Source organism: Enterobacter cloacae complex sp. P16RS2 (assembly GCF_014982155.1).
Classification (GTDB): Bacteria; Pseudomonadota; Gammaproteobacteria; order Enterobacterales; family Enterobacteriaceae; genus Enterobacter; species Enterobacter cloacae_M.
Genome location: NZ_JADCKW010000026.1, coordinates 65,062 through 91,409, shown reverse-complemented (window position 1 = coordinate 91,409; position 26,348 = coordinate 65,062). Strand labels below are relative to the sequence as shown.

Annotated in this window: 22 protein-coding genes; 9 read left to right on the top strand and 13 right to left on the bottom strand. The window is 56.7% G+C overall.

Going from position 1 to position 26,348, the window contains the following annotated elements; translation table 11 throughout:
- Positions 1-312, top strand: a 312-nt coding sequence (gene yjgA, locus INF68_RS23270) for a ribosome biogenesis factor YjgA (protein WP_227412893.1), incomplete at its 5' end; no start/stop codon positions are given.
- An 83-nt stretch (positions 313-395) separates the two neighbouring features.
- Here yjgA and mpl read toward each other — a convergent pair.
- Entirely contained in the window at positions 396-1,775 is a 1,380-nt protein-coding gene (gene mpl / locus INF68_RS17015; RefSeq protein ID WP_029739256.1) for a UDP-N-acetylmuramate:L-alanyl-gamma-D-glutamyl-meso-diaminopimelate ligase, read from the bottom strand.
- Between the two features lie 197 nt (positions 1,776-1,972).
- On the opposite strand from mpl, the gene fbp reads away from it, so the two are divergent.
- Positions 1,973-2,971, top strand: coding sequence for a class 1 fructose-bisphosphatase (gene fbp / locus INF68_RS17010; RefSeq protein WP_023310178.1), 999 nt, complete (start codon positions 1,973-1,975; stop codon positions 2,969-2,971).
- A 150-nt stretch (positions 2,972-3,121) separates the two neighbouring features.
- Positions 3,122-3,478 (top strand): LysR family transcriptional regulator, encoded by a 357-nt coding sequence (locus INF68_RS17005; protein ID WP_126786239.1) that lies wholly within the window; start codon positions 3,122-3,124, stop codon positions 3,476-3,478.
- On the opposite strand, the gene INF68_RS17000 is transcribed toward INF68_RS17005, so the two are convergent.
- From INF68_RS17000 to ytfQ, 5 genes are all read right to left on the bottom strand, one after another.
- Positions 3,450-5,021: a methyl-accepting chemotaxis protein gene (locus tag INF68_RS17000; RefSeq protein WP_126786238.1), complete on the bottom strand. Its 1,572-nt coding sequence runs from the start codon at positions 5,019-5,021 to the stop codon at positions 3,450-3,452. The two genes, INF68_RS17005 and INF68_RS17000, sit on opposite strands and share 29 nt — an antisense overlap.
- Positions 5,022-5,114: 93 nt before the next feature.
- The gene (gene yjfF / locus INF68_RS16995; protein ID WP_126786237.1) at positions 5,115-6,116 is read right to left on the bottom strand and encodes a galactofuranose ABC transporter, permease protein YjfF; all 1,002 of its coding nucleotides are present in this window, start codon (positions 6,114-6,116) and stop codon (positions 5,115-5,117) included.
- Positions 6,103-7,128: a galactofuranose ABC transporter, ATP-binding protein YtfT gene (ytfT, locus tag INF68_RS16990; RefSeq protein ID WP_162269771.1), complete on the bottom strand. Its 1,026-nt coding sequence runs from the start codon at positions 7,126-7,128 to the stop codon at positions 6,103-6,105. The genes yjfF and ytfT overlap by 14 nt, the downstream gene beginning before the upstream one ends.
- Before the next feature lie 10 nt (positions 7,129-7,138).
- Positions 7,139-8,641, bottom strand: a complete 1,503-nt coding sequence (gene ytfR / locus INF68_RS16985) for a galactofuranose ABC transporter, ATP-binding protein YtfR (RefSeq protein ID WP_126786236.1) — start codon at positions 8,639-8,641, stop codon at positions 7,139-7,141.
- A 130-nt stretch (positions 8,642-8,771) separates the two neighbouring features.
- Positions 8,772-9,728: a galactofuranose ABC transporter substrate-binding protein YtfQ gene (gene ytfQ / locus INF68_RS16980; RefSeq protein ID WP_045402315.1), complete on the bottom strand. Its 957-nt coding sequence runs from the start codon at positions 9,726-9,728 to the stop codon at positions 8,772-8,774.
- 309 nt (positions 9,729-10,037) lie between these two features.
- Between ytfQ and ppa the strand changes: the two genes are divergently transcribed.
- Complete coding sequence (gene ppa, locus INF68_RS16975; protein ID WP_010427397.1) at positions 10,038-10,568, top strand: inorganic diphosphatase; 531 nt, start codon at positions 10,038-10,040, stop codon at positions 10,566-10,568.
- A 111-nt stretch (positions 10,569-10,679) separates the two neighbouring features.
- On the opposite strand, the gene INF68_RS16970 is transcribed toward ppa, so the two are convergent.
- The 3 genes from INF68_RS16970 to tamA are packed head-to-tail and all read right to left on the bottom strand — an operon-like array spanning position 10,680 to position 16,533.
- Positions 10,680-11,024, bottom strand: a complete 345-nt coding sequence (locus INF68_RS16970; protein ID WP_014830431.1) for a gamma-glutamylcyclotransferase — start codon at positions 11,022-11,024, stop codon at positions 10,680-10,682.
- A gap of 2 nt (positions 11,025-11,026) precedes the next feature.
- The gene (gene tamB, locus INF68_RS16965; RefSeq protein ID WP_126787461.1) at positions 11,027-14,803 is read right to left on the bottom strand and encodes an autotransporter assembly complex protein TamB; all 3,777 of its coding nucleotides are present in this window, start codon (positions 14,801-14,803) and stop codon (positions 11,027-11,029) included.
- Complete coding sequence (gene tamA, locus INF68_RS16960; protein ID WP_126787462.1) at positions 14,800-16,533, bottom strand: autotransporter assembly complex protein TamA; 1,734 nt, start codon at positions 16,531-16,533, stop codon at positions 14,800-14,802. Before tamA ends, tamB begins: the two co-directional genes overlap by 4 nt.
- A 223-nt stretch (positions 16,534-16,756) precedes the next feature.
- Here tamA and msrA point away from each other — a divergent pair, with 223 nt between their 5' ends.
- Entirely contained in the window at positions 16,757-17,398 is a 642-nt protein-coding gene (msrA, locus tag INF68_RS16955; RefSeq protein WP_023310171.1) for a peptide-methionine (S)-S-oxide reductase MsrA, read from the top strand.
- A 253-nt stretch (positions 17,399-17,651) separates the two neighbouring features.
- Entirely contained in the window at positions 17,652-18,989 is a 1,338-nt protein-coding gene (locus INF68_RS16950; RefSeq protein ID WP_023310162.1) for a hemolysin family protein, read from the top strand.
- 71 nt (positions 18,990-19,060) lie between these two features.
- Here the strand turns inward: INF68_RS16950 and INF68_RS16945 are convergent, their stop codons facing one another.
- Positions 19,061-19,267, bottom strand: a complete 207-nt coding sequence (locus tag INF68_RS16945; RefSeq protein WP_008501430.1) for a DUF1107 domain-containing protein — start codon at positions 19,265-19,267, stop codon at positions 19,061-19,063.
- Between the two features lie 324 nt (positions 19,268-19,591).
- On the opposite strand from INF68_RS16945, the gene INF68_RS16940 reads away from it, so the two are divergent.
- Positions 19,592-20,149: a YtfJ family protein gene (locus INF68_RS16940; protein WP_126787463.1), complete on the top strand. Its 558-nt coding sequence runs from the start codon at positions 19,592-19,594 to the stop codon at positions 20,147-20,149.
- Here the strand turns inward: INF68_RS16940 and cysQ are convergent.
- Positions 20,143-20,883: a 3'(2'),5'-bisphosphate nucleotidase CysQ gene (gene cysQ / locus INF68_RS16935; protein ID WP_023310160.1), complete on the bottom strand. Its 741-nt coding sequence runs from the start codon at positions 20,881-20,883 to the stop codon at positions 20,143-20,145. The genes INF68_RS16940 and cysQ overlap by 7 nt on opposite strands.
- 189 nt (positions 20,884-21,072) lie before the next feature.
- On the opposite strand from cysQ, the gene INF68_RS16930 reads away from it, so the two are divergent.
- Positions 21,073-23,016, top strand: coding sequence for a bifunctional 2',3'-cyclic-nucleotide 2'-phosphodiesterase/3'-nucleotidase (locus tag INF68_RS16930; RefSeq protein ID WP_126787464.1), 1,944 nt, complete (start codon positions 21,073-21,075; stop codon positions 23,014-23,016).
- Between the two features lie 84 nt (positions 23,017-23,100).
- Here INF68_RS16930 and INF68_RS16925 read toward each other — a convergent pair whose 3' ends face one another.
- Entirely contained in the window at positions 23,101-23,487 is a 387-nt protein-coding gene (locus INF68_RS16925; protein ID WP_023331869.1) for a helix-turn-helix domain-containing protein, read from the bottom strand.
- Between the two features lie 84 nt (positions 23,488-23,571).
- Between INF68_RS16925 and INF68_RS16920 the strand changes: the two genes are divergently transcribed.
- Complete coding sequence (locus tag INF68_RS16920; protein WP_047743012.1) at positions 23,572-24,420, top strand: SDR family oxidoreductase; 849 nt, start codon at positions 23,572-23,574, stop codon at positions 24,418-24,420.
- Positions 24,421-24,505: 85 nt separating this feature from the next.
- Here the strand turns inward: INF68_RS16920 and INF68_RS16915 are convergent, their stop codons facing one another.
- A complete protein-coding gene (locus INF68_RS16915) occupies positions 24,506-25,960 on the bottom strand; it encodes a beta-ketoacyl synthase (RefSeq protein WP_305045451.1) in 1,455 nt (484 codons plus the stop codon).
- Positions 25,961-26,348 lie beyond the last annotated feature (388 nt).

The window sequence follows — 26,348 nt, the reverse complement described above, 5'->3', positions numbered from 1 at the left end:
CAGCTTCAGCTTATCGGGAAAATGCTGCGTCAGCGCGACGTCGATCCGATCCGCCAGGCGCTGGACAAGCTGAAAAACCGCCACAACCAGCAGGTTGCGCTGTTCCATAAGCTGGAGCAGATCCGCGATCGCCTGATTGAACAGGGTGATGACGCCGTGCCGGAAGTGCTAAACCTGTGGCCGGATGCCGACCGCCAGCAGCTGCGTTCCTTGATCCGCAACGCGAAGAAAGAGAAAGAAGGGAATAAGCCGCCGAAGTCTGCGCGCCTGATTTTCCAGTATCTGCGCGAGCTGTCTGAGAACGAAGAGTAATCTCTTCCCCCTCACCCCGGAGGGGCGAGGGAGAAAACACGGGAAAGTAGGCCCGGTAAGCGCAAGCGCCACCGGGCTTTTTTTTACTCTGCGGCTGCCGCTTCCGCTTTCTTCGCCAGACCGTCCAGCAGCTTCTGATGGATCCCACCAAAACCGCCGTTGCTCATCACCAGAATGTGGTCGCCAGGCTGAGCGGCTTTCACCACCATATCCGCGAGCGCATCCACATCCGCGCTCCAGTGCGCAGGCTGAATGCAGGCGTCGGCCACTTCTGCCACCTGCCACGGAATATGCTGCGGCTGCAGCAGGAAGACCTCATCGGCACGTCCTAACGACGGCGCGAGGTCATCTTTGCAGATGCCCATCTTCATGGTGTTCGAGCGCGGTTCCAGCACCGCCAGAATGCGGGCTGTCCCGCCGACCTTGCCGCGCAGGGCGGCAAGCGTTGCCAGAATGGCCGTTGGGTGGTGCGCGAAATCGTCATACACGGTAACGCCGTGGGCTTCACCGCGCAGTTCCAGACGGCGACGGGCGTTTATGAACGAGCCCAGCGCATTGGCCGCATCCGCAGGCAGAACGCCCACGTGACGCGCCGCAGCAATGGCCATCAGGCCGTTGTGCATGTTGTGCTCGCCCACCAGGCCCCACTTCACCTCACCCACTTTTTCACCGTCGAGCAGCACTTCCCACTCGGAGGCATCGGCGTTGAGCTTCTTCGCCTGCCAGTGGCCCTGCTCGCCCACCAGCTCCTGCTCGCTCCAGCAGCCCATCGCCATCGTCTGCTTCAGGTTGATGTCGTTTTCCGGCAGGATGATGCGCCCCTGGCCCGGAACAATGCGCACCAGGTGGTGGAACTGTTTCTGGATCGCTTTCAGATCGTCAAAAATATCCGCATGGTCAAACTCAAGGTTGTTGAGTATCAGCGTGCGCGGGCAGTAGTGCACGAACTTGGAGCGCTTGTCGAAGAACGCGCAGTCGTATTCGTCGGCTTCGATCACGAAGAACGGGCTGTCACCCAGACGCGCAGAAACGTCGAAATTACCCGGAACGCCGCCAATCACGAAGCCCGGCTTGTAGCCGCAGGCTTCGAGGATCCAGGTCGCCATGCCCGCGGTCGTGGTTTTGCCATGGGTACCGGCAACGGCAACCACCCAGCGGTCGCGCAGGACGAAGTCATGCAGCCACTGAGGGCCGGACATGAACGGAATATTGCGTTCCAGAACCGCCTCGACGCACGGATTGCCGCGGGTCATAGCGTTGCCGATGATCACCAGGTCCGGCTCGGGATCCAGCTGGCTGGCATCGTAGCCCTGAATTAACGAGATGCCCTGTTTCTCCAGAAGTGTGCTCATTGGCGGATACACATTGGCGTCCGAACCTGTCACTTCATGGCCCAGCGAGCGCGCCAGCATTGCCAGTCCGCCCATGAAAGTGCCACAAATCCCCAATATATGAATGCGCATACGTCACTATCCTTCTTCAATGTGGCGCACATTTTACTCACATGTTAGCGGCTGTGAAACGCATTTCAGGTAAATCCGTATGTTGCTGGCGCGATTCACCTCTGCGCTAATATTTGAATGTTTGTTAAGATTGTTGGGCTTTAGTCGTTTTAGTGAACATACAATCGCTCTACTCACAAAGATGCAGGGAAAGTGTTATGAAAACGTTAGGTGAATTTATTGTCGAAAAGCAGCACGAGTTCTCTCATGCTACCGGTGAACTCACTGCTTTGCTGTCGGCAATAAAGCTGGGCGCTAAGATCATCCACCGTGATATCAACAAGGCCGGTCTGGTCGATATCCTGGGTGCCAGCGGTGCCGAGAACGTTCAGGGCGAGGTTCAACAGAAGCTCGATCTGTTCGCAAATGAAAAACTGAAAGCTGCACTGCGCGCGCGCGACATCGTTGCGGGTATCGCCTCTGAAGAAGAAGATGAAATTGTTGTTTTCGAAGGGTGTGAACACGCTAAATACGTTGTTCTGATGGATCCGCTCGACGGTTCCTCAAACATCGACGTTAACGTTTCTGTCGGTACCATTTTCTCAATCTACCGCCGCGTCACGCCTGTTGGCACGCCGGTGACCGAAGAAGATTTCCTGCAGCCGGGCATTAACCAGGTTGCTGCCGGTTACGTCGTTTATGGCTCCTCCACCATGCTGGTGTACACCACCGGTTGCGGAGTTCACGCCTTTACGTACGATCCTTCACTTGGCGTTTTCTGCCTGAGCCAGGAACGCATGCGCTTCCCGGAGAAGGGCAACACCTACTCCATCAACGAAGGCAACTACATCCGATTCCCGAACGGCGTGAAGAAGTACATTAAATTCTGCCAGGAAGAAGATAAAGCAACCCAGCGCCCGTACACGTCCCGCTATATTGGCTCTCTGGTCGCGGATTTCCACCGTAACCTGCTGAAAGGCGGTATCTACCTCTACCCAAGCACCGCCAGCCACCCGGACGGGAAGCTGCGCCTGCTGTACGAGTGCAACCCGATGGCGTTCCTCGCCGAACAGGCGGGCGGCAAGGCGAGCGACGGTAAAGAGCGCATTCTGGATATCGTGCCGGAAAGCCTTCACCAGCGCCGTTCATTCTTCGTCGGCAACAACCACATGGTTGAAGACGTTGAACGTTTTATCCGTGAGTACCCGGACGCGTAATGCCTCTCTACAGGGGAGCCGTTCTGGCTCCCCTGGTCATTTATATATTTTACCGTATAAGTGTTTATAAAAAACATGCTTTAATATTCACCACTGCTCCTGCATTATTTCCATAACAGTTTGACAGATATTTCGTGGAGCAGAATCGCAATGAAAAATTATTCCCGTGCTAATACCGGCATTGATTTAAATCTTATCCCTGTATTTATTGAAATCGTCCGCTGCGGCAGCATGGCAAAAGCCTCTTTGCGTCTGGAGATGTCACGTCCGGCGGTGAGTCTGGCCCTAAAGCGTTTTAATCAACTCTTTGATGAACCGTTATTTTTCCGCAAAGGTTTATATCTTGAACCGACGGAAAAAGCGTTAGCTTTAACCAGTTCGCTGGAAATATTAATGGGTGAAATTCACGATAATATTGCGGCAGTTAATTCCGGAAAAAATAAAACCCCGGCACAGAACGTACCGGGGCTGGGTAATATTATGCAGCGGTCTGAGTCGTCACTTTGAATGATGACATGGCTTCCATCAGCTGACGCGACTGTTCCTCAAGGGAGCGGGTCGCGGCGGAGGATTGCTGCACCAGCGCCGCATTCTGCTGCGCGGTTTCGTCCATCTGATTCACCGCAATATTCACCTGCTCAATACCACGGCTCTGCTCCTGAGACGCGGTCGCAATCTCACGCATCAGTTTGGTCATGCGCAGCACTTCTGTTGCGATTTCGTCCATGGTTTCGCCAGCCTGCTGGGCCAGCTCGCTGCCCTCGTTAACGTGGGTCTGCGAATCGCTGATAAGCGATCGGATCTCTTTCGCCGCGTCGGCGCTGCGGCTGGCAAGGTTTCGCACTTCGCCCGCGACGACGGCAAACCCGCGCCCCTGCTCGCCCGCGCGCGCCGCTTCCACGGAGGCGTTAAGCGCCAGAATATTGGTCTGGAAGGCAATACCGTCGATCACGCTCAGGATGTCGGCGATGCGCGCCGAGCTGCCCGAGATATCGCGCATTTTTTCAATTACGTAGCAGACCATTTCGCTGCCGTGATCGGCCGTGTCGGACACCGACTTCGCCAGCTGGTGCGCCTGCTCGGCGTTATCGGCGTTGAGCTTCACCGTCGCGGTGATCTGTTCCATGCTGGCCGCCGTCTGCTCCAGCGACGTGGCGGTGGATTCTGTACGCTCGGCAAGATCGCGGTTTCCCAGCGTCAGCTCGCGGCTGCCGGTGTCAATTTGCGAACTGGCATCGCGTACCCGCATAACCGAGTTCATCAGCGACTGTCGCATCTGCTCTATCACCGCGTTGAGGCGGTTAAATTCCTGGCTCGCGGGGGCATTCAGCGTATGGGTTAAATCCCCCGCCGCCACGTTCTCCAGCTGAGCGATCGAGGCCGAAAGCGGCTTGAGCAGCATATGGCGCAGCACCAGCCACGCGAGCACGATAATGCCCGCCGTCAGCAGCGCTGCGACGATAATCAGGATCAGGACGCGGGTTTTGCTCGCCTGCACGGCACTCACTTCCGCCTGACCACGCGCTTCGCTCCATTTCTGAAACGCCTGCATATCGTTATCAAACTGCTTCGCCACCGGAATCAGCGTCTTCTCCAGCAGATCGTAATACCCGTCCGCGCTCTGGTCATTCAGGGTTTTCAGCATCGGGTTGATCCCCTGCTGGCTATAGGTCGCCAGGCTGGCCGCCACTTTATCGAGCAGCTGTTGCCCCTGCTCGTCAGCCACGCCGCCGTCGATCACGCCTTTCAGCGTTTTCTGGGCCAGGGCAACTTCCTGATTGATGTTTTTTACCGCTTTGGCCGCATCGTCCAGCATGCCGATTTCCATCATGCGGACGGCCTGGCCCGCCTCATTGCGCGCGCGCAGGATCAGCGTATAGCCAGAATTAAGCTGCACCATCTGCTCACCCTGAAGGTGATTAATACGCTGCAGTGAAGAAGAACTCTGTGTGAGGGCATAAATGCCAATGCCGCTGACAATCAGCAGCAGAAGGGTCATAACGGCCAGTAAAGAGAGCAAGCCGGTACGAATCGATAGCGTTTTAAGCATGATATTATTTCCGGTAGCGAGATATTTCTGGGCATAAAAAAAGAGTATCGGCCGCTACCGGAAAATGTTTAGACTTTAAGCAAATTCAGCGTGTTATCGCTCTGTTACCGATGTGTTTACGCGGGTAACAGGCGAGCTTTGGCGGTTCTCCCAGAGCACCGTCAGCCCCCGCTGCAGGGCAATAAAAATAAACAGCAGAATGCCGATGGCGATCTTCGTCCACCAGGAGCTGAGCGTGCCGTCAAAGTTGATATAGGTTTGTATCAGCCCCTGGATAGCCACGCCGAACAGCGTTCCCAGCACGGTACCGACCCCACCGCTCAGCAGCGTGCCGCCGATAACCACAGAAGCAATCGCATCCAGCTCCACGCCCACGCCTGCAAGGGCATAGCCCGCCTGGGTATACACCGAGAAGACGATACCCGCCAGCGTCGCCAGGCCGGTCGAGAGCATATAGATGCGGATGTTGGTACTGCGGGTGGAGATCCCCATCAGGTTTGCCGACGTGGCGCTACCGCCGATGGCGTACACCTGATTGCCAAACCGGGTACGGTGGGCGAGGAAGATGCCAATCACCACCACGCCCAGCATCAGCAGCCCCATCGCGCTCAGGCGGCCGCCGCCGGGAATTTTCCACGCCAGGCTGGAGAGCGTGTCGTACACCGGATGGTTAATCGGAATCGATTCTTCCGACACCAGATAGCTCACCCCGCGCAGGAAAAACATCCCCGCGAGGGTAATGATAAACGCCGGAATTTTTAACGCGTCGATCAGCAGCCCCATAAAGGCGCCAAACGCGCAGCCCATCGCCAGCACCAGCGGAAACGCCACCAGCGGAGAGATCCCCCAGAAGCCGATCGCCTTCGCGAGGAACACGCCCGTGAACGCGATCACCGAGCCAACGGAGAGATCGATCCCGCCGGAGAGGATCACAAAGGTCATTCCGACGGCGATGATGCCTAAAAAGGCGTTATCGGTCAGGATATTGCAAATCACGCGCGTCGACGCAAAACCAGGGAATTGGGTGAGGCAGTAGAGATACCCCAGCACAAACACGCCCAGCGTGATCATCAACGGTAAATTACGTTTTATCATGTCCACGGATCCCCTTAATGATGCTGACAAAGCGCGGCGACTGGACGATCAGCACGCAGAGCACGACCACCGCTTTCACCACCTGGTTGAGTTCCGGCTGGAACCCCGAGAGCAGGATCCCGGTGTTCATTCCCTGAATGATCAGCGCGCCTATCACCGAGAGCAGCAGGTTAAAGCGCCCGCCCATCAGCGACCCGCCGCCGATCACCACCGCGAGGATCGCGTCCAGCTCCAGCCAGAGCCCCGCGTTGTTGGCATCGGCCCCGCGAATATCCGCCGCGACGATGACCCCGGCGATGGCGGCGCAGACGCCGCTCAGCACGTAGGTCAGCATCACCATCAGGCGGGTGTTGACCCCGGCGTTGCGCGCGGCGCGGATGTTGATCCCGACGGCTTCAATGAACATGCCCAGCGCCGTTTTGCGGGTGAAAAGCCAGAAGACAACGAGCGTGGCCAGGGCAATAATCACCGGCGTCGGGAAGAACAGCAGGTTGCCGCTTCCGAGCCACGCCAGGCTCGGGGAGTTAAAGGTGACAATCTGTCCGGAGGTAATCAGCTGCGCCACGCCGCGCCCGGCCACCATTAAGATAAGGGTGGCGACAAAGGGCTGAATTTTCAGCACCGCCACCAGAATGCCGTTCCACAATCCGGCCAGCACGCCGGTGCCTAAGGCCGCCAGCAGAACCACCGGCAGGCTGTGTCCGGACACGGTCATGGAGGCTGCCGTGGCCCCGGCGATGGCCATCACCGCGCCGACGGAAAGGTCAATCCCGCCGGTGGCGATGACCAGCGTCATCCCGATGGCCAGCAGCGCCACCGGCGCGGCACGGTTTAGAATGTCTATCGGGCTGCCAAACAGGCGACCATCCTGCACGATAATCTGGAAGAAATGCGGCGCGACAAGGCTATCAACCAGCAGAACCACCAGCAGCGCTGCGATTTGCGGCGTGCCGGTTGGCCAGCTGAATCGGCGCTTTGACTCACCGGTTTGCGAAAGCGAACGGGGCATCACGATTTACTCCTTATGCCGCGATGGCATTCATGATCGCCGGAACGGACAGCTTATCCAGCGGGACCTCTGCCACCTGTTTGCGATCGCGCATGATGATGACGCGATCGGCATAGCCCACCAGCTCTTCCAGCTCGGACGAAATAACCAGCAGCGCCAGACCGTCCGCGCACAGGGTTTCGATAAGCCGGATAATTTCGGCGTGCGCCCCCACGTCAATGCCGCGGGTCGGTTCGTCGAGGATCAGGAACTGGGGTTTGGTCAGCAGCCAGCGGGAGAGGAGAACCTTCTGCTGGTTACCGCCGGAGAGGAACTCAATAGGCTGTTCCGCGCTCGGCGTGCGGATGCCGAGCTGGCGGATAAAGCGCTCGGCGATGGCGTTTTGCTCTTTACGGGGGATCGGGCGCAGCCAGCCGCGCTGGGCCTGCAGCGCCAGGATGATATTTTCCCGCACCGAGGCCGCGGCAATAATACCGTCCGTTTTTCGGTCTTCCGGGCAGAAGCCGACGCCCAGGCAGGAGGCCTGATGCGGCGATCGTAAGGTTTGCGGTTTGCCCTTGATCAGCGCGGTGCCGCTGTCGGCCGGCTTGATCCCGAAGATCACCTCGGCAGTTTCGGTCCGGCCGGAGCCCAGCAGGCCCGCCAGCCCGACAATTTCCCCCGGGCGGACTTCCAGATTAAACGGCGATATCACGCCTTTCTTGCCGTAATCGCTGAACGCGGCGACCGGTTTCTCGCTGAGCAGCGTGCGCCCGGCGCGCTGAAGGGCGTTGGTTTCCAGCTCGCGGCCCAGCATCATTTTCACCAGTTCGATCTGCGGCAGCTCGCAGGTTTCGCGGCAGCCGACAAAGCTGCCGTTGCGCAGCACCGTGATGCGATCGCTTACCTCATATACCTGATCGAGGAAGTGGGTAACGAAGATCAGGCTGACGCCCTGATCGCGCAGCTGGCGCATCAGGGTAAAGAGCATCTCCACTTCCTGGGTATCGAGGCTGGCGGTGGGTTCGTCGAGGATGAGTACCTTCGCGGAGAGATCGATCGCGCGACAGATGGCGACGATCTGCTGCATCGCCACGGAAAAGCGGTTCAGCGGCTCGCGGACGTCGAGGGAGAAGCCGTACGATTCCATCAGCTTTGTCGCCCGCGCCTCCATCTCTTTGCGGCGCAGCAGGCCAAAACGTCGCGGCTCACGGCCAATAAACAGATTATCCGCCACCGACATATTCGGCAGCAGGTTCACTTCCTGGTACACCGTCCCGATCCCCAGCTGCTGGGCATGGGCGGTATTTTTCGGCGAAATGGCGTTGCCTTCCAGCCAGATGGTGCCGCGATCGGCGTGATAAACGCCGGTCAGGGATTTAATCAGCGTCGATTTTCCCGCGCCGTTCTCGCCCAGCAGCGCCATGATCTCACCGCGCCGAAGGCTGAAATCAACGTTATCCAGCGCCTTTACGCCGGGGAAGAATTTGCTTAAGCCCTCTGTGCGGAGGATTTCCTGGTGTTGTTCAGTGGTCATGGTTTCCCCCTCACCCTGACCCTCTCCCCGGAGGGGAGAGGGGACTATTCGTGCCAGTCTATAAATTTCTGCCCAAACCGCCCTTTTCCCTCTCCCCTCCGGGAGAGGGCTGGGGTGAGGGGTGAAGGCATCAGTAGCCCATATTTTTCTTCTTCTCTAACTCTTCTTTCGCCGTGTCAGGCAGGTAGAGCGTGGACTTGGTGACCGTCACCTTCTCAGGCATCGTGCCGTCTTTCTTGAATTTCTCCAGCGCGTCGAATGCCGGGCCCGCCATGTTTGGCGTCAGCTCCACGCTGGCGTTGGCTTCGCCGTCAATCATCGCTTTGTAGATGTCCGGCACGCCGTCGATAGAGCCGGTGAGGATATCTTTGCCCGGCTTCAGGCCCGCTTCTTTAATCGCCTGAATCGCACCGATCGCCATGTCATCGTTGTGGGCGTAAACCATGCAGATGTTCTTGCCGTTGTTTTCAGCCTTGATGAAGCTCTCCATGACCTCTTTACCTTTACTGCGCGTAAAGTCGCCGGACTGAGAGCGGATAATCTTGATGTTTGGCGCTTTAGCGATGGCCTCAGCAAAGCCTTTTTTACGGTCGATGGCCACGCTCGCGCCGACGGTGCCCTGCAGCTCAACGACGTTACACGGCTTACCGTCGACCTGTTTCACCAGCCAGTCGCCAATCAATTGCCCTTCCAGCACGTTGTTGGCGGTCACGGTGGTCATATAGAGGGATTTGTCTTTGACGTCGATGGAACGGTCAAGCAGGAAGACAGGGATCTCAGCGTCTTTCGCTTCCTTCAGGACGGGTTCCCAGCCGGTCGCCACGACGGGTGCAATAAAGATGGCATCCACGCCCTGGGCGATAAAGGAGCGTACGGCTTTGATCTGATTCTCTTGTTTCTGCTGACCATCGGCGATTTTCAGGGTAATGCCGCGTTTCTGAGCCTCGCTTTTGGCAACGTTGGTTTCAGCCGCTCGCCAGCCAGATTCAGAGCCGACCTGCGAAAAACCTACGGTTAAGGGAGCGGCCATCGCCATAGACGACATGGCTGCCGAAACTGCTGTGACAAGAAGTAAGCGCTTCCACATATGAGCGTCCTCGTAGGGGTGTTTATTGTTGGTTAAAAGATGTTCTGCGAAATGACTATAGCCCATGAAATATGTAACGAATTGCGTTACATCACACTTCAGAAAAGTGAATAAAACGTTAATCACAAGTTTGTAATCGCTTTCATTTCACCATGAAAAATGCGGCTGAGTTTATGGATTTTTCTGTCATGGAAAGGGTCTGAAAAGTGGAGAAAGCGGGGAGAGAAAGCGAAAACAGGCGGAGACATTCAGCGCGAGTTGGCTATAATACCTGCCACTTGTTTACCATCCATTTTAAAGGACACCGACATGAGCTTACTCAACGTCCCAGCGGGTAAAGAACTGCCAGAAGACATCTACGTAGTTATCGAAATCCCGGCTAACGCAGATCCTATCAAATACGAAGTGGACAAAGAGAGCGGCGCCCTGTTCGTAGACCGTTTCATGTCTACCGCGATGTTCTATCCGTGCAACTACGGTTACATCAACCACACCCTGTCTCTGGACGGTGACCCGGTTGACGTGCTGGTCCCAACGCCATACCCACTGGAGCCAGGCTCCGTCATTCGCTGCCGTCCAGTTGGCGTGCTGAAAATGACCGACGAATCCGGTGAAGATGCGAAGCTGGTTGCGGTACCGCACACCAAGCTGAGCAAAGAATACGATCACATCAAAGATGTGAACGACCTGCCAGAGCTGCTGAAAGCGCAGATCACTCACTTCTTCGAGCACTACAAAGACCTCGAAAAAGGCAAGTGGGTTAAAGTTGACGGCTGGGACAACGCAGAAGCGGCGAAAGCAGAAATCATCGCCTCTTTCGAACGCGCTGCTAAGAAGTAATTCTTACTGCTGATTGATGAAAGCCCCGCATGTCGGGGCTTTTTTGTGGCGGCGCGCCGCCCGGCAAAAGGCGTAAAAAAACAACGCCACCTCACGGTGGCGTTGTTTTTTTCAGTACTGGTCTCTGTCTAACCAGTTACCGCTTACAATCCGCGTTAACCCTTCGACCGGACGCTGGTAGACGTACATCCACGCACTTCCGTACGGCGTCTGGATCAACTGGCGTGCGTATTCACCGCCCCTGGTGCGCAAGGCATCAAGTTCGGCAAGCGTCGCGTTATCAATACGATAGACTTCACCCTGTACTGTTCCTTCGCCCGGAACCGCGCCTGGATAGTGGCCCAGGCTGTACAACTGGTAGTTCTCGATATTGTAATTCCCCAGCAGCAGGGCATTGGTCATCCAGTGACTGTTGCCTTGCTTGGTTCGTAAACTGCCGTAGACAAATATTCGCATTGCTAAAACTCAAACTGATAGAGCAGATCAAGTGCCTGGTCTACGCCGGACACTGCTTCCAGATATAGCTTGGGCATCAGGCGATAGCGTAACGTGAGAGTTGCCAGTGAGTCAAAGATCCCCACACCATATTTTACCTGCAGACCCGGCAGTACATAGCCGCTGACCACCACCTGCGAGGAGTCACCCACGCCCTGGGTGTCCAACGCCAGATTGCTTACGCCGAACGTCTCGCCGATTTTACCCACAACCTGCCCACTTTGTGCAACCCCCAGACCCACTAACATCGAGGTCATCGCCGCACTGTCGCTTTGTCCGCTGTCCAGACCTTGTCCACGCAGCAGATAAGAGAGAGCTTCCTGCTGCGACATCGCCGGGTCAGAGAAGATCTCCGCCTTCGGCTCGTCGGCGGAACCGGTGACGCGAACGCCAGCAATGACGTCGTTTTCCGTCGCTTCCGGGTTACGAATCGCTTCGATGTTCAACAGGGGCTGATCCGGTGGACCGGAGAACAGCAGCTCGCCTTTGCGCACAATCAGATCCTGACCATAGGCGTGGAAACGCCCTTCAGGAATAGTGATCTGCCCGTTCAGGCCAAGCCCTTGTTTATCCTGCGCCACTTTCAGGTCGCCCGTGAGCCTCGCCTTCAGCCCAAACGCATCCAACCGCACGTTATTCCCCACGTGCACGATAAGGTTGCTATTAATCGGTATGCCCGCGCTCTTCTGTTCTATAGGTTTCAGATTTTCATTGAGCATAACTTCATCACTTGAGACGCCGACCGCGCTTTCCGGCACGTCGTGAACCACGATGCGCGCCCACGGCACGTCGACGCGTCCGTCAAGCGTGAAGAGGCTTGGCGTGGCTTCAAAGACCACATCAGGCGAGACGTCCAGGCGCACCATCGGCGGTACGGTGATGCGCACCTTGCTGCCCTTCGCGGCAATACGGGCGCGCCAGTTGTCGAGCTGGCTCCAGTCCGCGTCGCCGCTCAGGTTGATTTGCCCTTGCTGCGTCAATACCGAGCCGCTCAGCGTCGAGCTCATGCCGTTGAAGTTCATCGCGATCTGGCTGGGCTGCATGTCAAACGGCATGAAGTTGCCGTCGATATCCACGCCGCTGAGCCGCATCTGACCGAATAGCTGCGGGCTTTGCACGTTACCGGCCAGCCGCAGGTTAGCGTTGAGCATGCCCTCCGCTTTTTCCCCGCGCGCGAAAATCGGGTTCACCATCGCCAGGTTGAAGTTACGGATGTTGACGTTGCCGCCCAGATTACGCCGTCCCTGCGGATCGGTAATCTGGACCTGCCCGTCCAGCTGGCCGTTGTTGGTGAGGCGGATTGTCCACCCGAGCTGTGCGCGATTGTTATGCAGATCGGCACTCAGGTTCAGGGTGTCGAACGCCACCGGCAGCGGCGCGTCGTTGACCTCCTGCGTCACCTTCACGTTACGCCCGGACAGCATGACGCTGCCCTGCGGCAGCCCCTCTTTGGTGGTGTCCCAGGCGACGTCGGCTTTCCCGCTGAAGACGCCGCTGGCCTGAGTCGTGTCCGGCATAAACGGCTTCAGCATCGCCAGATCGAAGCGATTGAGGTTGATCTGCGCGCGCCCTTCCGCACCCGCATCGATGGTCTGCGGCACGCACAGCTCCGCATTCGGGTTGGTCCAGCAGTGTGGCCCAATGCTGATCTTCTGCTCGGCATTGCGGTAGTCGAGGGCAATCGATCGCGAGAGCGCCAGCGGCCCGACCGGCGTATTGAAACGCGTGTTATCCAGCGTCCCTTTCCAGCGTTCTTCCTTGCGGTCAAAGCTGCCGGTGAGGTGAAGCTGGCCGGAGACCGGCTCGCCCTGCACGCGCAGCTGGAGGTCGTGCTGCTTCTCGTTCCCTTTGGCGTCCAGGGTGACCAGGTTAATGTTCACGTCCGGCTGAGAAATGCGCTCCACGCGCAGGTTCAGGCTACCGCCGATCTGATCGGTAGATTTCACATCCCCTTCCACGCGGACGCGGGCAACGCTCAGCTCCTGCCAGCGCAGGTTATTGGCGGTAATGTCCGCCAGCAGCTGCGGCGCCTCCACCGTACCGCGCACTTTCACGAGACCTTTCGCCGTGCCGCCCAGCCCCGGCAGGGCATTGTCGAGATTCGGCGCATCGATGGTGGCATCCAGATTGAGATCTTTCACCCCCAGCTCGCCTTTGATATCCGCCGTGTTGCGGCCCAGCGCCACGTGCAGCCCCGGGATTACCCACTGCAGATAGCTGTTGCCTTTCACCGAGCCTTCAACGTTAACCTTGTTCTGCTTCACGTTCCCGGTGAGCTTGATTTCCGGCACGTCCATCTGCCACGTACCGCCGTACAGGCTGCCGCGGGTTTTAATCAGGCCATCCAGTTTCGACGGCCAGTCCGGCACCTCTTTGGCGGTGTTAATGCCCGTCAGCTTCAGCTCGCCGCGCCAGCTGATCGCCTGCTGCCAGTCGAGCAACGCGGTCAGCTCGGTTTTACCTTCCAGCGCCGCGACGGTCAGCTTATCGAGGTTGACCTGCTGTTCGTTGCCCTTCGCATCCAGCGTGATGTTCGCGGGCGGCACGCCCTGCCCCTTCACCGCAGTGCGGAACGAGAGCGTGTAGTCGGTCATCTTGCCGCTCAGCTTCAGCTTCAGGTCATCGGCCTGGAACTGTTTTTCACCGGTGAACGGCCAGTAAAGCTGCTTGCTGACAACCTCCAGATTGAGCGGCAGCCCGGCTTCCGCCAGCTGCGTTTGCGCGCGCAGGACCATGTCCACCGGGCCGGAGAGATTCACCCCGACGTCCAGCTTGTCGCGCAGCGCACCGCCCACTTTGACCTTCACCTTTTCGCCTTTCAGCGGATCGATGTTGAGGGCACTGTTAAGCGTAATGTCCACCGGCCAGTTGTCGCGCAGCAGGGCATTCCCCGACGCATTCACCGAACCCTGGCTGGTGTCGATATCCAGCGCGTCGAGCTTCATATTGCCGTCAATGCTGCTGACTTTCAGCAGCATGGTGTAGACCGTCAGATCGGTATCGCCGGTCAGGCGCAGCTGCTCGCCTTTGAACTCCTCGATGTTGAGATTTAGCGGCAGATGAACGTCGGTCATTTCCGGCAGCACAGGCTTCGAGAAGAGGTCTTTCAGCGTTTCGCCCAGCGGTTTTTCTTCCGGCTGCGGGTTCTGGATCTTCGGCTCGACGATCTCTTCCTGCGCCACGTCAGCCACCTTCGGCAGCGCGATCAGTAAGCCCTGCAGCGACGTCGGCGTCAGGGTGAGGTTTTTCTCCTGCCAGCGCAGGCCGGAGGTGAAATCCATCACGGACACGGTAGTGTCGTCGATTTTGATATTGACGTTATCGAGCGCGACCCGATAGAGCGCGATTGGGTACGGCGTGGAGAGATTCAGCGGGCCGCTGTCCTCTTCCTCGACCGGCGCAGACTTCGGCATTTTTTTCGAATCTATCGCCACGTTGACGTCTTTTAGCGACAGATCGTTGACGCAGAGCTTGCTGTCGCGCAGGCAGCCCAGCTTGACCGCCAGGTGGAACTCCCCGGCGTTAACCGCCACGCCCGGCTGCTCGTAGCGGATGTTCTTCAGACGCAGATCGCGCCAGCCGCCCGTTACCTGGCCAATCTCCAGACCCGGCACCCAGCGGTTCGCAGCGTTAAACAGCAGATGCAGCCCGGTCGTCGTTCCCACCAGAAACGCCACCGTACCGAGCAGCAGCACGATAAAAATCAGCACCCCGAGGCTTATTTTCTTCCATAAACTCATAATTCAGGCCCCAGACCGATGTAAAACTGTAATCCGTGCTCTTCTTTGTCGCCGACAGGCACGGCGAAGTCGAGCTTGATGGGCCCGACGGGTGACTGCCAGCGTACGCCCACGCCCGCGCCGGTTTTGAAGTCGCTGCGGCGGATATCGTTCACCGCCTCACCACCGTCAACAAACATGGCGCCCCACCACTTTCCGCTGACGTTGTACTGATACTCCAGCGATCCGGTCGCCAGTTTTGACGCACCAGTCAGCTGGCCCTTTTCGTTCTCAGGTGAGATCGATTTGTACTTATACCCACGAATGCTGCGGTCGCCCCCGGCGAAGAAGCGCAGATCCGGCGGAACGCGCTCGAAGTCTCCCGTTTCAATCCAGCCGAGATTGCCGCGCATGACAAAGCGGTGTTTGTCGTACAGCGTGCGGATCCAGACGTTTTGCGCCTGAATCACCGAGAAATCCACGTCGGAGCCCCAGGCGGAGTTGGAATAATCAATGGAGTAGCGCTGTGAGTCGCCCCAGGTCGGCATCAGTCCCCCGCGCGAGCGGGTACGGCTGATCATCACGCCTGGATAAAGCAGCATGGTGGTATTGGTGACGTTGGCCTGGGTAAAGTGGTCCAGGCTCCAGCGCAGGTTAATGGCGCGCTGCCAGCCGCTGGAGAGATCCCAGAAGCGTGAGACCGCAAGGGTCGTAGAGTCCTGCTTGGTGTCGTTCAAGTCGGTGCGCTTAAAACCGCCCTGCACAAGGTAATATTGCTCAAGCGGATTTTTCAGCAGCGGCATTTTGTAGCTAAAATCCAGCTGCTGCTCGGGCGCAGAGAGGCTCAGGCTGGTGGTCAGGCTGTGACCGTACGAGTTCATCCACGGTTTTTTCCACGAGGTTCTCACGCGTGGTCCAACATCCGTCGAGTAGCCAACACCGGTCTCAATGGTGTTCTCGGTGCGCGGCGAGACAACGCCATGCAGCGGCAACACCTTCGTTTTGCGAGACTTATCAAATTCCGGTGCGACAACCACGGAGTTAAACCAGCCGGTAGCGGAAAGACGACGGTTCAGTTCCGCCAGGTCCCTCGACTGGTAGTAATCCCCTTTTTTGAACGGCACGAGGTTTTGCAGGTACTCTTCACGAATTTGCGACCCTTCAAACGTCACATCGCCAAAGCGGTAGCGTTCTCCGCTGTCGTAGTCGATATCCCAGAAGGCCTGACGCCGATCCAGCGCAATCCCCAGCTGGCTTTTATTGAACTGGCTGTCGAAGTAGCCCTTACGCAGGGAAACATTCGTCAGCTCTTTTTTGAAATGGTCGTAGTCACCGTGGTTAAGCACGGTACCGATTTTCGGCCGCGTGCCGAGCAGGTCAAGGTAATCCCGGTCGGTACGCGCCCCGCCGCGCAGGATGACGTTCGTGCCGCCAATCAGTACCGGCTCACCCGGCGAAACGCGGGCAATAAGGACCTGGCGCCCCTTCTTTGGCGGCGGGCGGAGATCGAAATCAATGGTGGGTTCGTAATACCCCAGCGCTTTCAGCCCTTCACGGATGGCGTCATCCACGCGCGCGCGAAAACGCCGGTCTGGCGTCACCTCATCACTCTGGATGGTCGACAACTGCGCACGCACGTTTTTTTGTAGCGCCCCGGATAACCCCTCAACCTGCAAACGGACATTCGCCGCGCTGGCAATCCCGCTTGTCAGCAACACACTGACTAAACATAACTGGCGGATTTTTGTCACGTTTTCTCCTGAATATCCCTGTTTCCACCCTGGAAGCAAATGAAGTGCCGCTCCGCGGCAAAATACGGCATGTAGCCAAAAACCCGAATCGCGGGTTGAAAATGGGTGTAACACCCAAATATTTCTTATGATTAAATCTAGACTGATTCAGCGCATTTATTGTGTTCAATTAAACGCTTCGTGACAACCTTAACTGAAACATCGCACCCCGGGAGGCCCCATCGTGAGTTTATTCGACAAAAAGCATCTGGTTTCACAAGCTGATGCATTACCGGGACGCAACACCCCTATGCCTGTGGCGACCTTACACGCCGTCAATAACCATTCCATGACCAACGTGCCGGAGGGAATGGAAATCGCACTGTTCGCCATGGGCTGCTTCTGGGGCGTTGAGCGCCTCTTCTGGCAGTTGCCCGGCGTTTACAGCACGGCGGCTGGCTACACGGGCGGTTACACGCCGAACCCTACCTATCGCGAAGTCTGCTCCGGCGAAACAGGGCATGCGGAAGCGGTGCGCGTTGTCTATGACCCTGCGGTAATCAGCTACGAACAGCTGCTGCAGGTCTTCTGGGAGAACCACGACCCGGCGCAGGGCATGCGTCAGGGCAACGACCACGGCACACAGTACCGTTCGGCTATTTATCCGCTCACGCCCGAACAGGATGCCGCCGCGCGCGCCAGCCTTGAGCGTTTCCAGCAGGCCATGCGTGAAGCGGGCGATACGCGCGAGGTGACGACCGAAATCACCACCGCGAAACCGTTCTACTATGCCGAGGACGATCACCAGCAGTATCTGCATAAAAACCCGTACGGCTACTGCGGTATCGGGGGCATCGGCGTCTGCCTGCCGCCACAGCTGGCCTGATACCTACCCAGCGCCACGCGAGCCGCGTGGCGCTCAAGAAAGCGACTGCGTTGTCTCATAGCTTAACATCCATCCACCAGCCGCCCCCGCCGGCCATCTTCGCCAAATTGTGACCTCTGGCAGATTTACATCTCTTTACGCTATACTACCCGCTGAAATAATCGGCTCAACGCTACGAGCTGATTTTCAATGTGTTTTCACACAAATGGTATCAACTCCCCTTCTGAGGATCTGGCGAAAAGCCGGATAAACTATGTTAAACAGTATTTTAGTAATACTTTGTCTGATTGCCGTCAGCGCGTTTTTCTCGATATCTGAGATCTCGCTGGCCGCGTCCCGTAAAATCAAACTGAAGCTGCTTGCCGATGAAGGCAACATCAATGCCACCCGCATCCTGAAAATGCAGGAAAACCCCGGGATGTTCTTCACCGTGGTGCAGATTGGCCTCAACGCGGTCGCCATTCTCGGCGGTATCGTGGGTGATGCGGCGTTTTCCCCGGCGTTTTATAGTCTGTTTGTTAAGTACATGTCCGTTGAACTGGCAGAACAGCTCAGCTTTATCCTCTCCTTCTCGCTGGTAACCGGCCTGTTCATCCTCTTTGCAGACCTGACCCCGAAACGCATCGGTATGATTGCGCCAGAAGCTGTGGCTTTGCGTATCATCAACCCGATGCGCTTCTGTCTGTACGTGTTTCGTCCGCTGGTATGGTTCTTCAACGGCCTGGCGAACGTGATTTTCCGCATCTTTAAGCTGCCTATGGTGCGTAAAGACGACATCACCTCTGACGACATCTATGCGGTAGTAGAAGCCGGCGCGCTGGCCGGGGTGCTGCGCAAGCAAGAGCACGAGCTGATTGAGAACGTATTCGAACTGGAATCCCGTACCGTGCCGTCTTCCATGACGGGCCGTGAAAGCATTATCTGGTTCGATTTACATGAAGATGAGCAGAGCCTGAAGAACAAAGTGGCGCAGCATCCGCACTCTAAGTTCCTGGTCTGCAATGAAGATATTGACCACATCATCGGTTACGTCGACTCCAAAGACCTGCTGAACCGCGTGCTGGCAAACCAGAGTCTGGCGCTCAACAGCGGCGTGCAGATCCGCAACACCCTGATTGTGCCGGACACCCTGACGCTCTCAGAAGCGCTGGAAAGTTTCAAAACCGCCGGGGAAGACTTCGCGGTTATCATGAACGAATACGCGCTGGTGGTGGGTATTATCACCCTGAACGACGTGATGACCACGCTGATGGGCGACCTGGTTGGCCAGGGGCTGGAAGAGCAGATTGTTCAGCGTGACGATAATTCATGGCTGATTGATGGCGGCACGCCGATTGAAGACGTGATGCGCGTGCTGGATATCGACGAGTTCCCGCAGTCCGGTAACTACGAGACCATCGGCGGCTTTATGATGTTTATGCTGCGTAAGATCCCGAAACGTACCGACTCGGTGAAGTTCTCCGGCTACAAGTTTGAGGTGGTGGATATTGATAACTACCGCATCGACCAGCTGCTGGTGACGCGCATCGACAACAAACCGACCGTACTGGTGCCAAAGCTGCCGGACGCGGAAGAGAAGGTGTCGGCGTAAGATTCTGGCCCCACAAACATCAACGGCTCCCATCGGGAGCCGTTTTTGTTAACTACTGCATAGCACGTTGGTTAAGCCATCTCAGTTTGCAGACGCATAACCTGACGGTTGACTTCGGACATCACAGACAGGTGCTGTTTGTCCTTCACTTTTGGGACAAGGATCTTGCCCTTATCAAACTCAAAAGCGCCAACATCCTTGATATACAACCGTCCACGGAACAGGATCTTCACGTACTTCGCCACCTGAAGCGGGTTGTAGCGTTGGAAAATTTTCATTCTTGTATCTCCTGCGAATCATACGCTCTTGCGGTGCCACAATCGGCCCGACTGTCCTGAGCGCAAATTTTAATGCCCAATGACTATAGACCAGAACTACGGTGTTACCCAGTGTGCATAAGTTTATTTACCGTTTGATTACAATTATTCAGAATAATCTTTGCAAAGCGTGACCAGGCGCAGTATAAGCCGTCGTTTTTTCATGGATATGTGCGTTCGCCCGCAAACTGGCATCGGGATTGCGGGAAAACCACATTGATCGCACTTATGATTAAAAGCGCAAGACCAAGTGGTCGGATCACCTGCAAACAATAAGGAAACGCCATGACCCTACGTAATATCCTTGCAGCAGCCTGCCTGCTGCTGCCCCTGTGGGCTTGTGCTCACAACATTGAAAAAGGACAACGTGTACCGCCAGTCGGCATTGCTGACCGGGGAGAATTGATTCTCGACAATGATAAGTTTAGCTACAAACCCTGGAATAGCGCGCAGCTCGCGGGCAAAGTGAGAGTTGTACAACATATTGCCGGTCGTACATCCGCAAAAGAGAAAAATGCCAACCTGGTGGAAGCGATCAAGGCCGCAAAATTCCCTCACGACCGCTACCAGACGACCACCATTGTTAACACCGATGACGCCATTCCGGGCTCCGGGATGTTTGTGCGCTCCAGCCTTGAGAGCAATAAAAAGCTCTACCCGTGGTCGCAGTTTATCGTCGACAGCAACGGCGTAACCCGTAAGGCCTGGCAGCTGGAGGAAGAAAGCTCCGCGATTGTCGTGCTGGATAAAGAGGGCCGCGTACAGTGGGCGAAAGACGGCGCGTTAACCCAGGAAGAGGTGCAGCAGGTTGTCGACCTGCTGCATAAGCTGCTGGCTCAGTAAATAGAGACGCGGAAGCCGGGGTTGAGGAAGGATTCGCGCGGGGTATAGTCCAGCGGCTTGCCCTGCCAGTCATGAACATGCGCCCCGGCGGCCGCGGCAACGGCATGACCTGCCGCGGTATCCCAGACGTTGGTTGGCCCAAAGCGAGGGTAGAGCTGCGCGTGGCCTTCCGCCACCAGGCAGAATTTCAGCGATGAGCCAATCGAGGTGGTCTGGTGTTCACCCAGCTGCTGCAGGTACTCCTGCAGTTCGCTGTCGCTGTGCGAGCGGCTAATTACCACCAGCGGTGGACGCGCATCGCGCACCTGGATCTGCTTGCGCACGCCGCACTCTTCCTTCCACGCCTTCCCTTCTGCAGCGCTGTACATCACCTTCATTACCGGCGCGTAGACCACACCCAGCACCGCTTTGCCCTTCTCAATCAGGGCGATATTGACGGTGAATTCACCGTTGCGCTTGATGAACTCTTTTGTCCCGTCCAGCGGATCGACCAGCCAGTAGCGCTGCCAGTGCTGGCGCTCGTCCCAGCTTTGTGGCGCTTCTTCTGACAGAACGGGGATGTCCGGCGTTAAGGCCTGTAACCCTTTCAGGATCACCTTATGCGCCGCGATATCCGCCGCCGTGACCGGAGAGTCGTCGGCCTTGCTGACAACCTCCATAGGTTTACTGCCGTCATAGACCTGCATGATGGCATCTCCCGCATCCCGTGCGAGCTGACAAATTTTATCTAGCATTTTCCACCTCTTTGTTAACGCAGTGAGGTTAACTCTTTGTTTTAGTTATATCGTAATGTGAACAATTCCGCTATCTGTGAAGCAATTCCGGTTTCAGGTTACTTTTTTCTGTCAGGATTCACATTTCTGTAAGCAACAAGCTATAGATACATACTCTTTTGTGCTCTGCATCGAAAAAGGACTCCTCTGATGATTAAGTTTAGTGCAACGCTTCTGGCGACGCTGATTGCAGCGAGCGCGCAGGCGGCGACGGTAGATCTGCGTATTCTGGAAACGACCGATCTGCACAGCAACATGATGGACTTCGACTACTACAAAGATACCCCGACGGAAAAATTCGGCCTGGTGCGCACGGCAAGCCTGATCGATGCGGCGCGTGGCGAAGTGAAAAACAGCGTGCTGGTCGACAATGGCGATCTGATTCAGGGCAGTCCGCTCGGGGATTACATGGCGACCAGGGGGCTGAAAAAAGGCGAGATCCATCCTGTTTATAAAGCGATGAACACCCTGGACTATACCGTCGGCAACCTCGGTAACCACGAATTCAACTACGGTCTGACATACCTGCACGATGCGCTCGCTGGTGCGAAATTCCCGTACGTTAACGCCAATATCATCGACGTTAAGACCCAAAAGCCGCTCTTTACCCCTTACCTGATTAAAGAGACCAACGTCGTCGACCAGGACGGTAAAAAACAGACGCTGAAAATCGGCTATATCGGCTTTGTGCCGCCGCAGATCATGACGTGGGATAAAGCCAACCTCGACGGCAAAGTGACTGTTAACGACATCACCGAAACCGCGCGAAAATACGTGCCGGAAATGCGCGAAAAAGGCGCCGATCTGGTAGTCGTTGTCGCCCACTCGGGTCTCTCCGCCGATCCGTATCAGGCCATGGCAGAAAACTCCGTTTACTATCTGAGTGAAGTTCCAGGCGTAGACGCGATCCTGTTCGGCCACGCCCACGCGGTCTTCCCGGGCAAAGATTTCGCCAGCATCAAAGGGGCGGACATTGAGAAAGGGACGCTCAACGGCGTGCCGTCGGTGATGCCGGGCATGTGGGGCGACCATCTTGGCGTGGTGGATCTGGTGCTGAATAACGACGGCGGCAGCTGGAAGGTGACGCAGTCAAAAGCCGAAGCGCGCCCGATTTACGACGCTGCGGCTAAAAAATCTCTGGCGGCGGAAGATAAAAAACTGGTCGACGTGCTGAAGCACGATCACGACGCCACGCGCGAATTCGTCAGCAAGCCGATCGGCAAATCCGCCGACAACATGTACAGCTTCCTGGCGCTGGTGCAGGATGACCCGACCGTTCAGGTCGTCAACATGGCGCAGAAAGCCTATGCCGAACACTTTGTGCAGGGCGATCCGGATCTGGCAAAACTGCCGGTTCTGTCAGCCGCTGCGCCATTCAAGGTGGGCGGACGTAAGAACGACCCGGCAAGCTATGTTGAAGTCGAAAAGGGCCAGCTGACCTTCCGTAACGCCGCCGATCTCTACCTCTACCCGAACACGCTGGTGGTGGTAAAAGCGACGGGCCAGGAAGTGAAAGAGTGGCTGGAGTGCTCTGCCGGACAGTTTAACCAGATTGACCCGCACAGCAGTAAGCCGCAGTCGCTGATTAACTGGGACGGTTTCCGTACCTATAACTTCGACGTGATCGACGGCGTGAACTACCAGATTGACGTCACCCAACCGGCGAAATATGACGGCGAGTGTCAGGCGATCAACCCGCAGGCGGAGCGCATCAAAAACCTGACCTTCAACGGCAAGGCGATCGACCCGAATGCCACCTTCCTGGTGGTGACCAACAACTACCGCGCCTACGGCGGTAAGTTTGCCGGTACGGGAGATAGCCACATCGCCTTTGCCTCGCCGGACGAGAACCGCTCGGTGCTGGCGGCGTGGATCAGCGCGGAGTCGAAGAAGGCGGGCGAAATTCATCCGGCAGTGGACAACAACTGGCGTCTCGCGCCGATCCGCAGCGATACGAAACTGGATATCCGTTTTGAAACGTCGCCGTCCGATAAGGCAGCCGCGTTTATCAAGGATAAAGCCCAGTATCCGATGAAGAAGGTCGCAACGGATGATATCGGGTTCGCGATTTATCAGGTGGATTTGAGTAAGTAAAAACAAAACGGCAACATGCGTTGCCGTTTTCCGTGTTTGTTCCCTCTCCCTGTGGGAGAGGGTCAGGCCGCACATATCCGGCGTTTACGCCGCACGATCGTCCCTGTTCGCCATCACCTTCGGCGTATTTACCTCAATCCAGTCCGCCAGCGCGGCGACCTTTTCGCTGACCTCAATCCCCATCGGCGTCAGGCTATACTCTACGTGCGGCGGCACCACCGGATACGACACGCGATCGACAAACCCGTCCTGCTCCAGCGCCTGGAGTGACTGGGACAACATCTTTTCGCTCACCCCGCCCATTTTACGGCGCAGATCGCTAAAGCGATGCGTACCCTGGCGCAGGGCCAGCAGAATCAGGACACCCCAGCGGCTGGTGACGTGTTTGAGCACCTCGCGTGAAGGGCACTGCTCCGCGAAAAGATTGCCATCGCGCATTTGTTCGCTGAGCGTTGGTATCGTTGTTTTCATACTTACCTTTTTGTACGTACTTACTAAAAGTTAGCTATGGTGCTAGTGTGCCACAACACCAGACAAACACGAAGGAGATTCATCATGATCGCGATTACCGGCGCTACCGGCCAGCTTGGCCATCTCGTTATCGAACAGCTGCTGAAAACCGTACCGGCCAGCCAGATTGTGGCCATCGTACGTAACCCGGCGAAAGCGCAGGCCTTAAGCCAGCAGGGAATTGTGGTTCGTCAAGCGGACTACACGGATGAAGCCGCATTCACCGCCGCGCTGAGCGGCGTGGATAAGCTGCTGCTTATCTCTTCCAGCGAAGTCGGCCAGCGCGCGACCCAGCACCAGAACGTAATTAACGCCGCCAAAACGGCTGGCGTGAAATTTATCGCCTACACCAGCCTGCTGCATGCGGACAACTCCCCGCTGGGCCTGCACGTTGAACACGTTGCCACTGAAAAAGCGCTGGCGGCATCCGGCATTCCTTATGCCCTGCTGCGCAATGGCTGGTATACCGAAAACTACCTGGCGAGCGCGCCGCCTGCGCTGGAACACGGCGTGTTTATTGGTGCAGCAGGCGAAGGCAAAATTGCCTCTGCCACCCGTGCAGACTATGCCGCAGCGGCAGCCAAAGTGATCGCTGAAGAGGGCCACGCGGGCAAGGTCTATGAACTGGCGGGCGACCACGGCTGGACGCTGAGCGAACTGGCGGCTGAACTCAGCAAACAGAGCGGGAAGCCGGTAGCCTATCAGAATCTCAGTGAAGCGGATTTTGCCGCCGCGCTGAAAAGCGTCGGCCTGCCTGCCGGGCTGGCAGATATGCTGGCGGACTCCGATGTGGGCGCGTCCAAAGGGGGACTTTTTGACGATAGCCATACGCTGAGCAAACTAATCGGGCGCGCAACGACGCCGCTGGCGCAGAGCATTAAAGCCATTCTTTAACGGTGTCACCGTTCTTTCCTGCGGCCGGGTAATTTCCCTTACCCGGCCCGCTCATATTTATTAATAATAAAATCAGATATAACGATTAAAAGTCCGGGTATTCTTTATCCGTCGCGTACGTTATCGGTTTTTCAAATCCAGGAATGGTGATGCCATTCATATCAATCTTAACATCTTCCTCATTTATCCCCTGCTGGCCAAAAAGATAAATGACATTGAGTTCACCCTGCGACGCCGCCTGGTCGTACGCGTTAGCCTGACGTCGCACCTGGCGGTTACGCTGCTGATAATCCGCAAACACCGCTTCCCCATAGCGTTTGCGCAACCATTGATGGGTAAGCTTTGGCGAGTAAACCACCCCCGTGGCATTATTCCCGCCAAAGCCTTTTGAATTAATAAAGGCGATTTGCCCCTGGTCTTCCTCTAATTTGCAGTCCTGAAGAGGAATGGCTAAGCGCGCGTTGTTCACCTGCGGCGCGATGTGGGACACGCTTTTAATTCCCGGCAAAATACCATAGCGGAATACGCCGAGGCAGCCGATCAGCTGATCGCCGCTGGCGGGCCCCAGAGAGTGGCCGAGATACGATTTCACCGCCGTCACCGGCCAGTCGCGAATCGAAAAGGCTTGCGCAACGCGGTCAAAAATATCCGCCTCGGAGACGCAATTCTTCGGCGTGCTTGATCCGTGCGCCTGAATAAACGATCCCTTCTGCACCGTCTCTATCCCGGCCATCGATACCGCAGAGGCTACGGCTTTCGCCATGGTGAGGTAGTTCCCCGGCCCCGGCGACGCAATAGAACGTTTAAAGCCGTCAGCGTTGATGAAGACATTCCCCACCGAACCGTGGATCTCTGCGCCAAGCTGCAGCGCCAGCTCGTCGTCCATTAACACAACATACTGGCTGGATTCTGCGATAACAAAACCGCAGCTGTTGCCAAACGGGCGGCTGCTGCTGCGCCAGTCGGCCGTTTCCGTTTCATCAATGTGCTTAAGCTTGCTCTCCGTTGCCAGGGCGCCCATGGCATCGAAGCCTTCAATCACTTCTGAGGTAACCGGCGCTTCGGCGCTGCCAACGACGGCTACGCGAATGCGCCCCGCTTTGATATCTTCGACTGCCGCATTCAGGTTATACAGAAACGTGGCGCACGCCCCCAGCGTGGCGCTGGTATGACCGACGCTACCCAGCACATAGGCATTGAGGAAATCGGCGCACATGCTGTTCAGGCCCAGCGGGCACTGTTTGGCGCTGACGCGATGGCCTTTCAGGCGCGACTGCAGCATTCCGCCAAAGCCATAATCGTCGAGCTGCCCCATGATATTGCCCGAATAGACGCCGAGCTGATCCGGCGTGGTTTTGGCCTGTACCGCTCGCCACGGGATCCCCAGGGCGTTGATGGCGTCTGACGCCCCGACAATCGCCATCTGTAACGCCCGCGGATGGAACTGCGAATGGTAATGGTCGCCCGGACGGAATCCCTGCGGCAACAGCCCTGCAGCCTGAACCTCCGTGCGCAGCAGCGCCTCAATTTTGCAGTCCATCTCTCCCTGAACGGTAATACGGACACGCCGATCCGCTAATTCTTCAACGTGCCATCCCGCCGGTAAGGGTTGAGGTAATTGCCTGGCAGATATATTAAAACTAAATCCCTCTTCGCCTGAAACCATATTCAATTTTGCATGGCTGGCAATCGCATCGACATCAAAATAGTCGCGCGTAATTTTTCTGATAAGGGTTCCCTCAAGCACCTCGTCTTTTATCCTCGCGGCGGCCTGAGCAGGTGTAAATCTTTTACCGGAAATGTCGCAATAACCGCCTTCATCATATTTAAGGACGCCCATCAGGATGGCTAACGATAATAACGTCCCCTGCCTTTCCTCTTCCGATAATGACTCAATAATCATTCGACGAAATGCATGATGTGAAGAA

Coding starts and splice junctions, on each gene's coding strand:
- mpl (WP_029739256.1), bottom strand. CDS start 1,775: ATGCGCATTCATATATTGGGGATTTGTGGCACTTTCATGGGCGGACTG.
- fbp (WP_023310178.1), top strand. CDS start 1,973: ATGAAAACGTTAGGTGAATTTATTGTCGAAAAGCAGCACGAGTTCTCT.
- INF68_RS17005 (WP_126786239.1), top strand. CDS start 3,122: ATGAAAAATTATTCCCGTGCTAATACCGGCATTGATTTAAATCTTATC.
- INF68_RS17000 (WP_126786238.1), bottom strand. CDS start 5,021: ATGCTTAAAACGCTATCGATTCGTACCGGCTTGCTCTCTTTACTGGCC.
- yjfF (WP_126786237.1), bottom strand. CDS start 6,116: ATGATAAAACGTAATTTACCGTTGATGATCACGCTGGGCGTGTTTGTG.
- ytfR (WP_126786236.1), bottom strand. CDS start 8,641: ATGACCACTGAACAACACCAGGAAATCCTCCGCACAGAGGGCTTAAGC.
- ytfQ (WP_045402315.1), bottom strand. CDS start 9,728: ATGTGGAAGCGCTTACTTCTTGTCACAGCAGTTTCGGCAGCCATGTCG.
- ppa (WP_010427397.1), top strand. CDS start 10,038: ATGAGCTTACTCAACGTCCCAGCGGGTAAAGAACTGCCAGAAGACATC.
- INF68_RS16970 (WP_014830431.1), bottom strand. CDS start 11,024: ATGCGAATATTTGTCTACGGCAGTTTACGAACCAAGCAAGGCAACAGT.
- tamB (WP_126787461.1), bottom strand. CDS start 14,803: ATGAGTTTATGGAAGAAAATAAGCCTCGGGGTGCTGATTTTTATCGTG.
- INF68_RS16950 (WP_023310162.1), top strand. CDS start 17,652: ATGTTAAACAGTATTTTAGTAATACTTTGTCTGATTGCCGTCAGCGCG.
- INF68_RS16945 (WP_008501430.1), bottom strand. CDS start 19,267: ATGAAAATTTTCCAACGCTACAACCCGCTTCAGGTGGCGAAGTACGTG.
- INF68_RS16940 (WP_126787463.1), top strand. CDS start 19,592: ATGACCCTACGTAATATCCTTGCAGCAGCCTGCCTGCTGCTGCCCCTG.
- cysQ (WP_023310160.1), bottom strand. CDS start 20,883: ATGCTAGATAAAATTTGTCAGCTCGCACGGGATGCGGGAGATGCCATC.
- INF68_RS16930 (WP_126787464.1), top strand. CDS start 21,073: ATGATTAAGTTTAGTGCAACGCTTCTGGCGACGCTGATTGCAGCGAGC.
- INF68_RS16925 (WP_023331869.1), bottom strand. CDS start 23,487: ATGAAAACAACGATACCAACGCTCAGCGAACAAATGCGCGATGGCAAT.
- INF68_RS16920 (WP_047743012.1), top strand. CDS start 23,572: ATGATCGCGATTACCGGCGCTACCGGCCAGCTTGGCCATCTCGTTATC.
- INF68_RS16915 (WP_305045451.1), bottom strand. CDS start 25,960: ATGGACTGCAAAATTGAGGCGCTGCTGCGCACGGAGGTTCAGGCTGCA.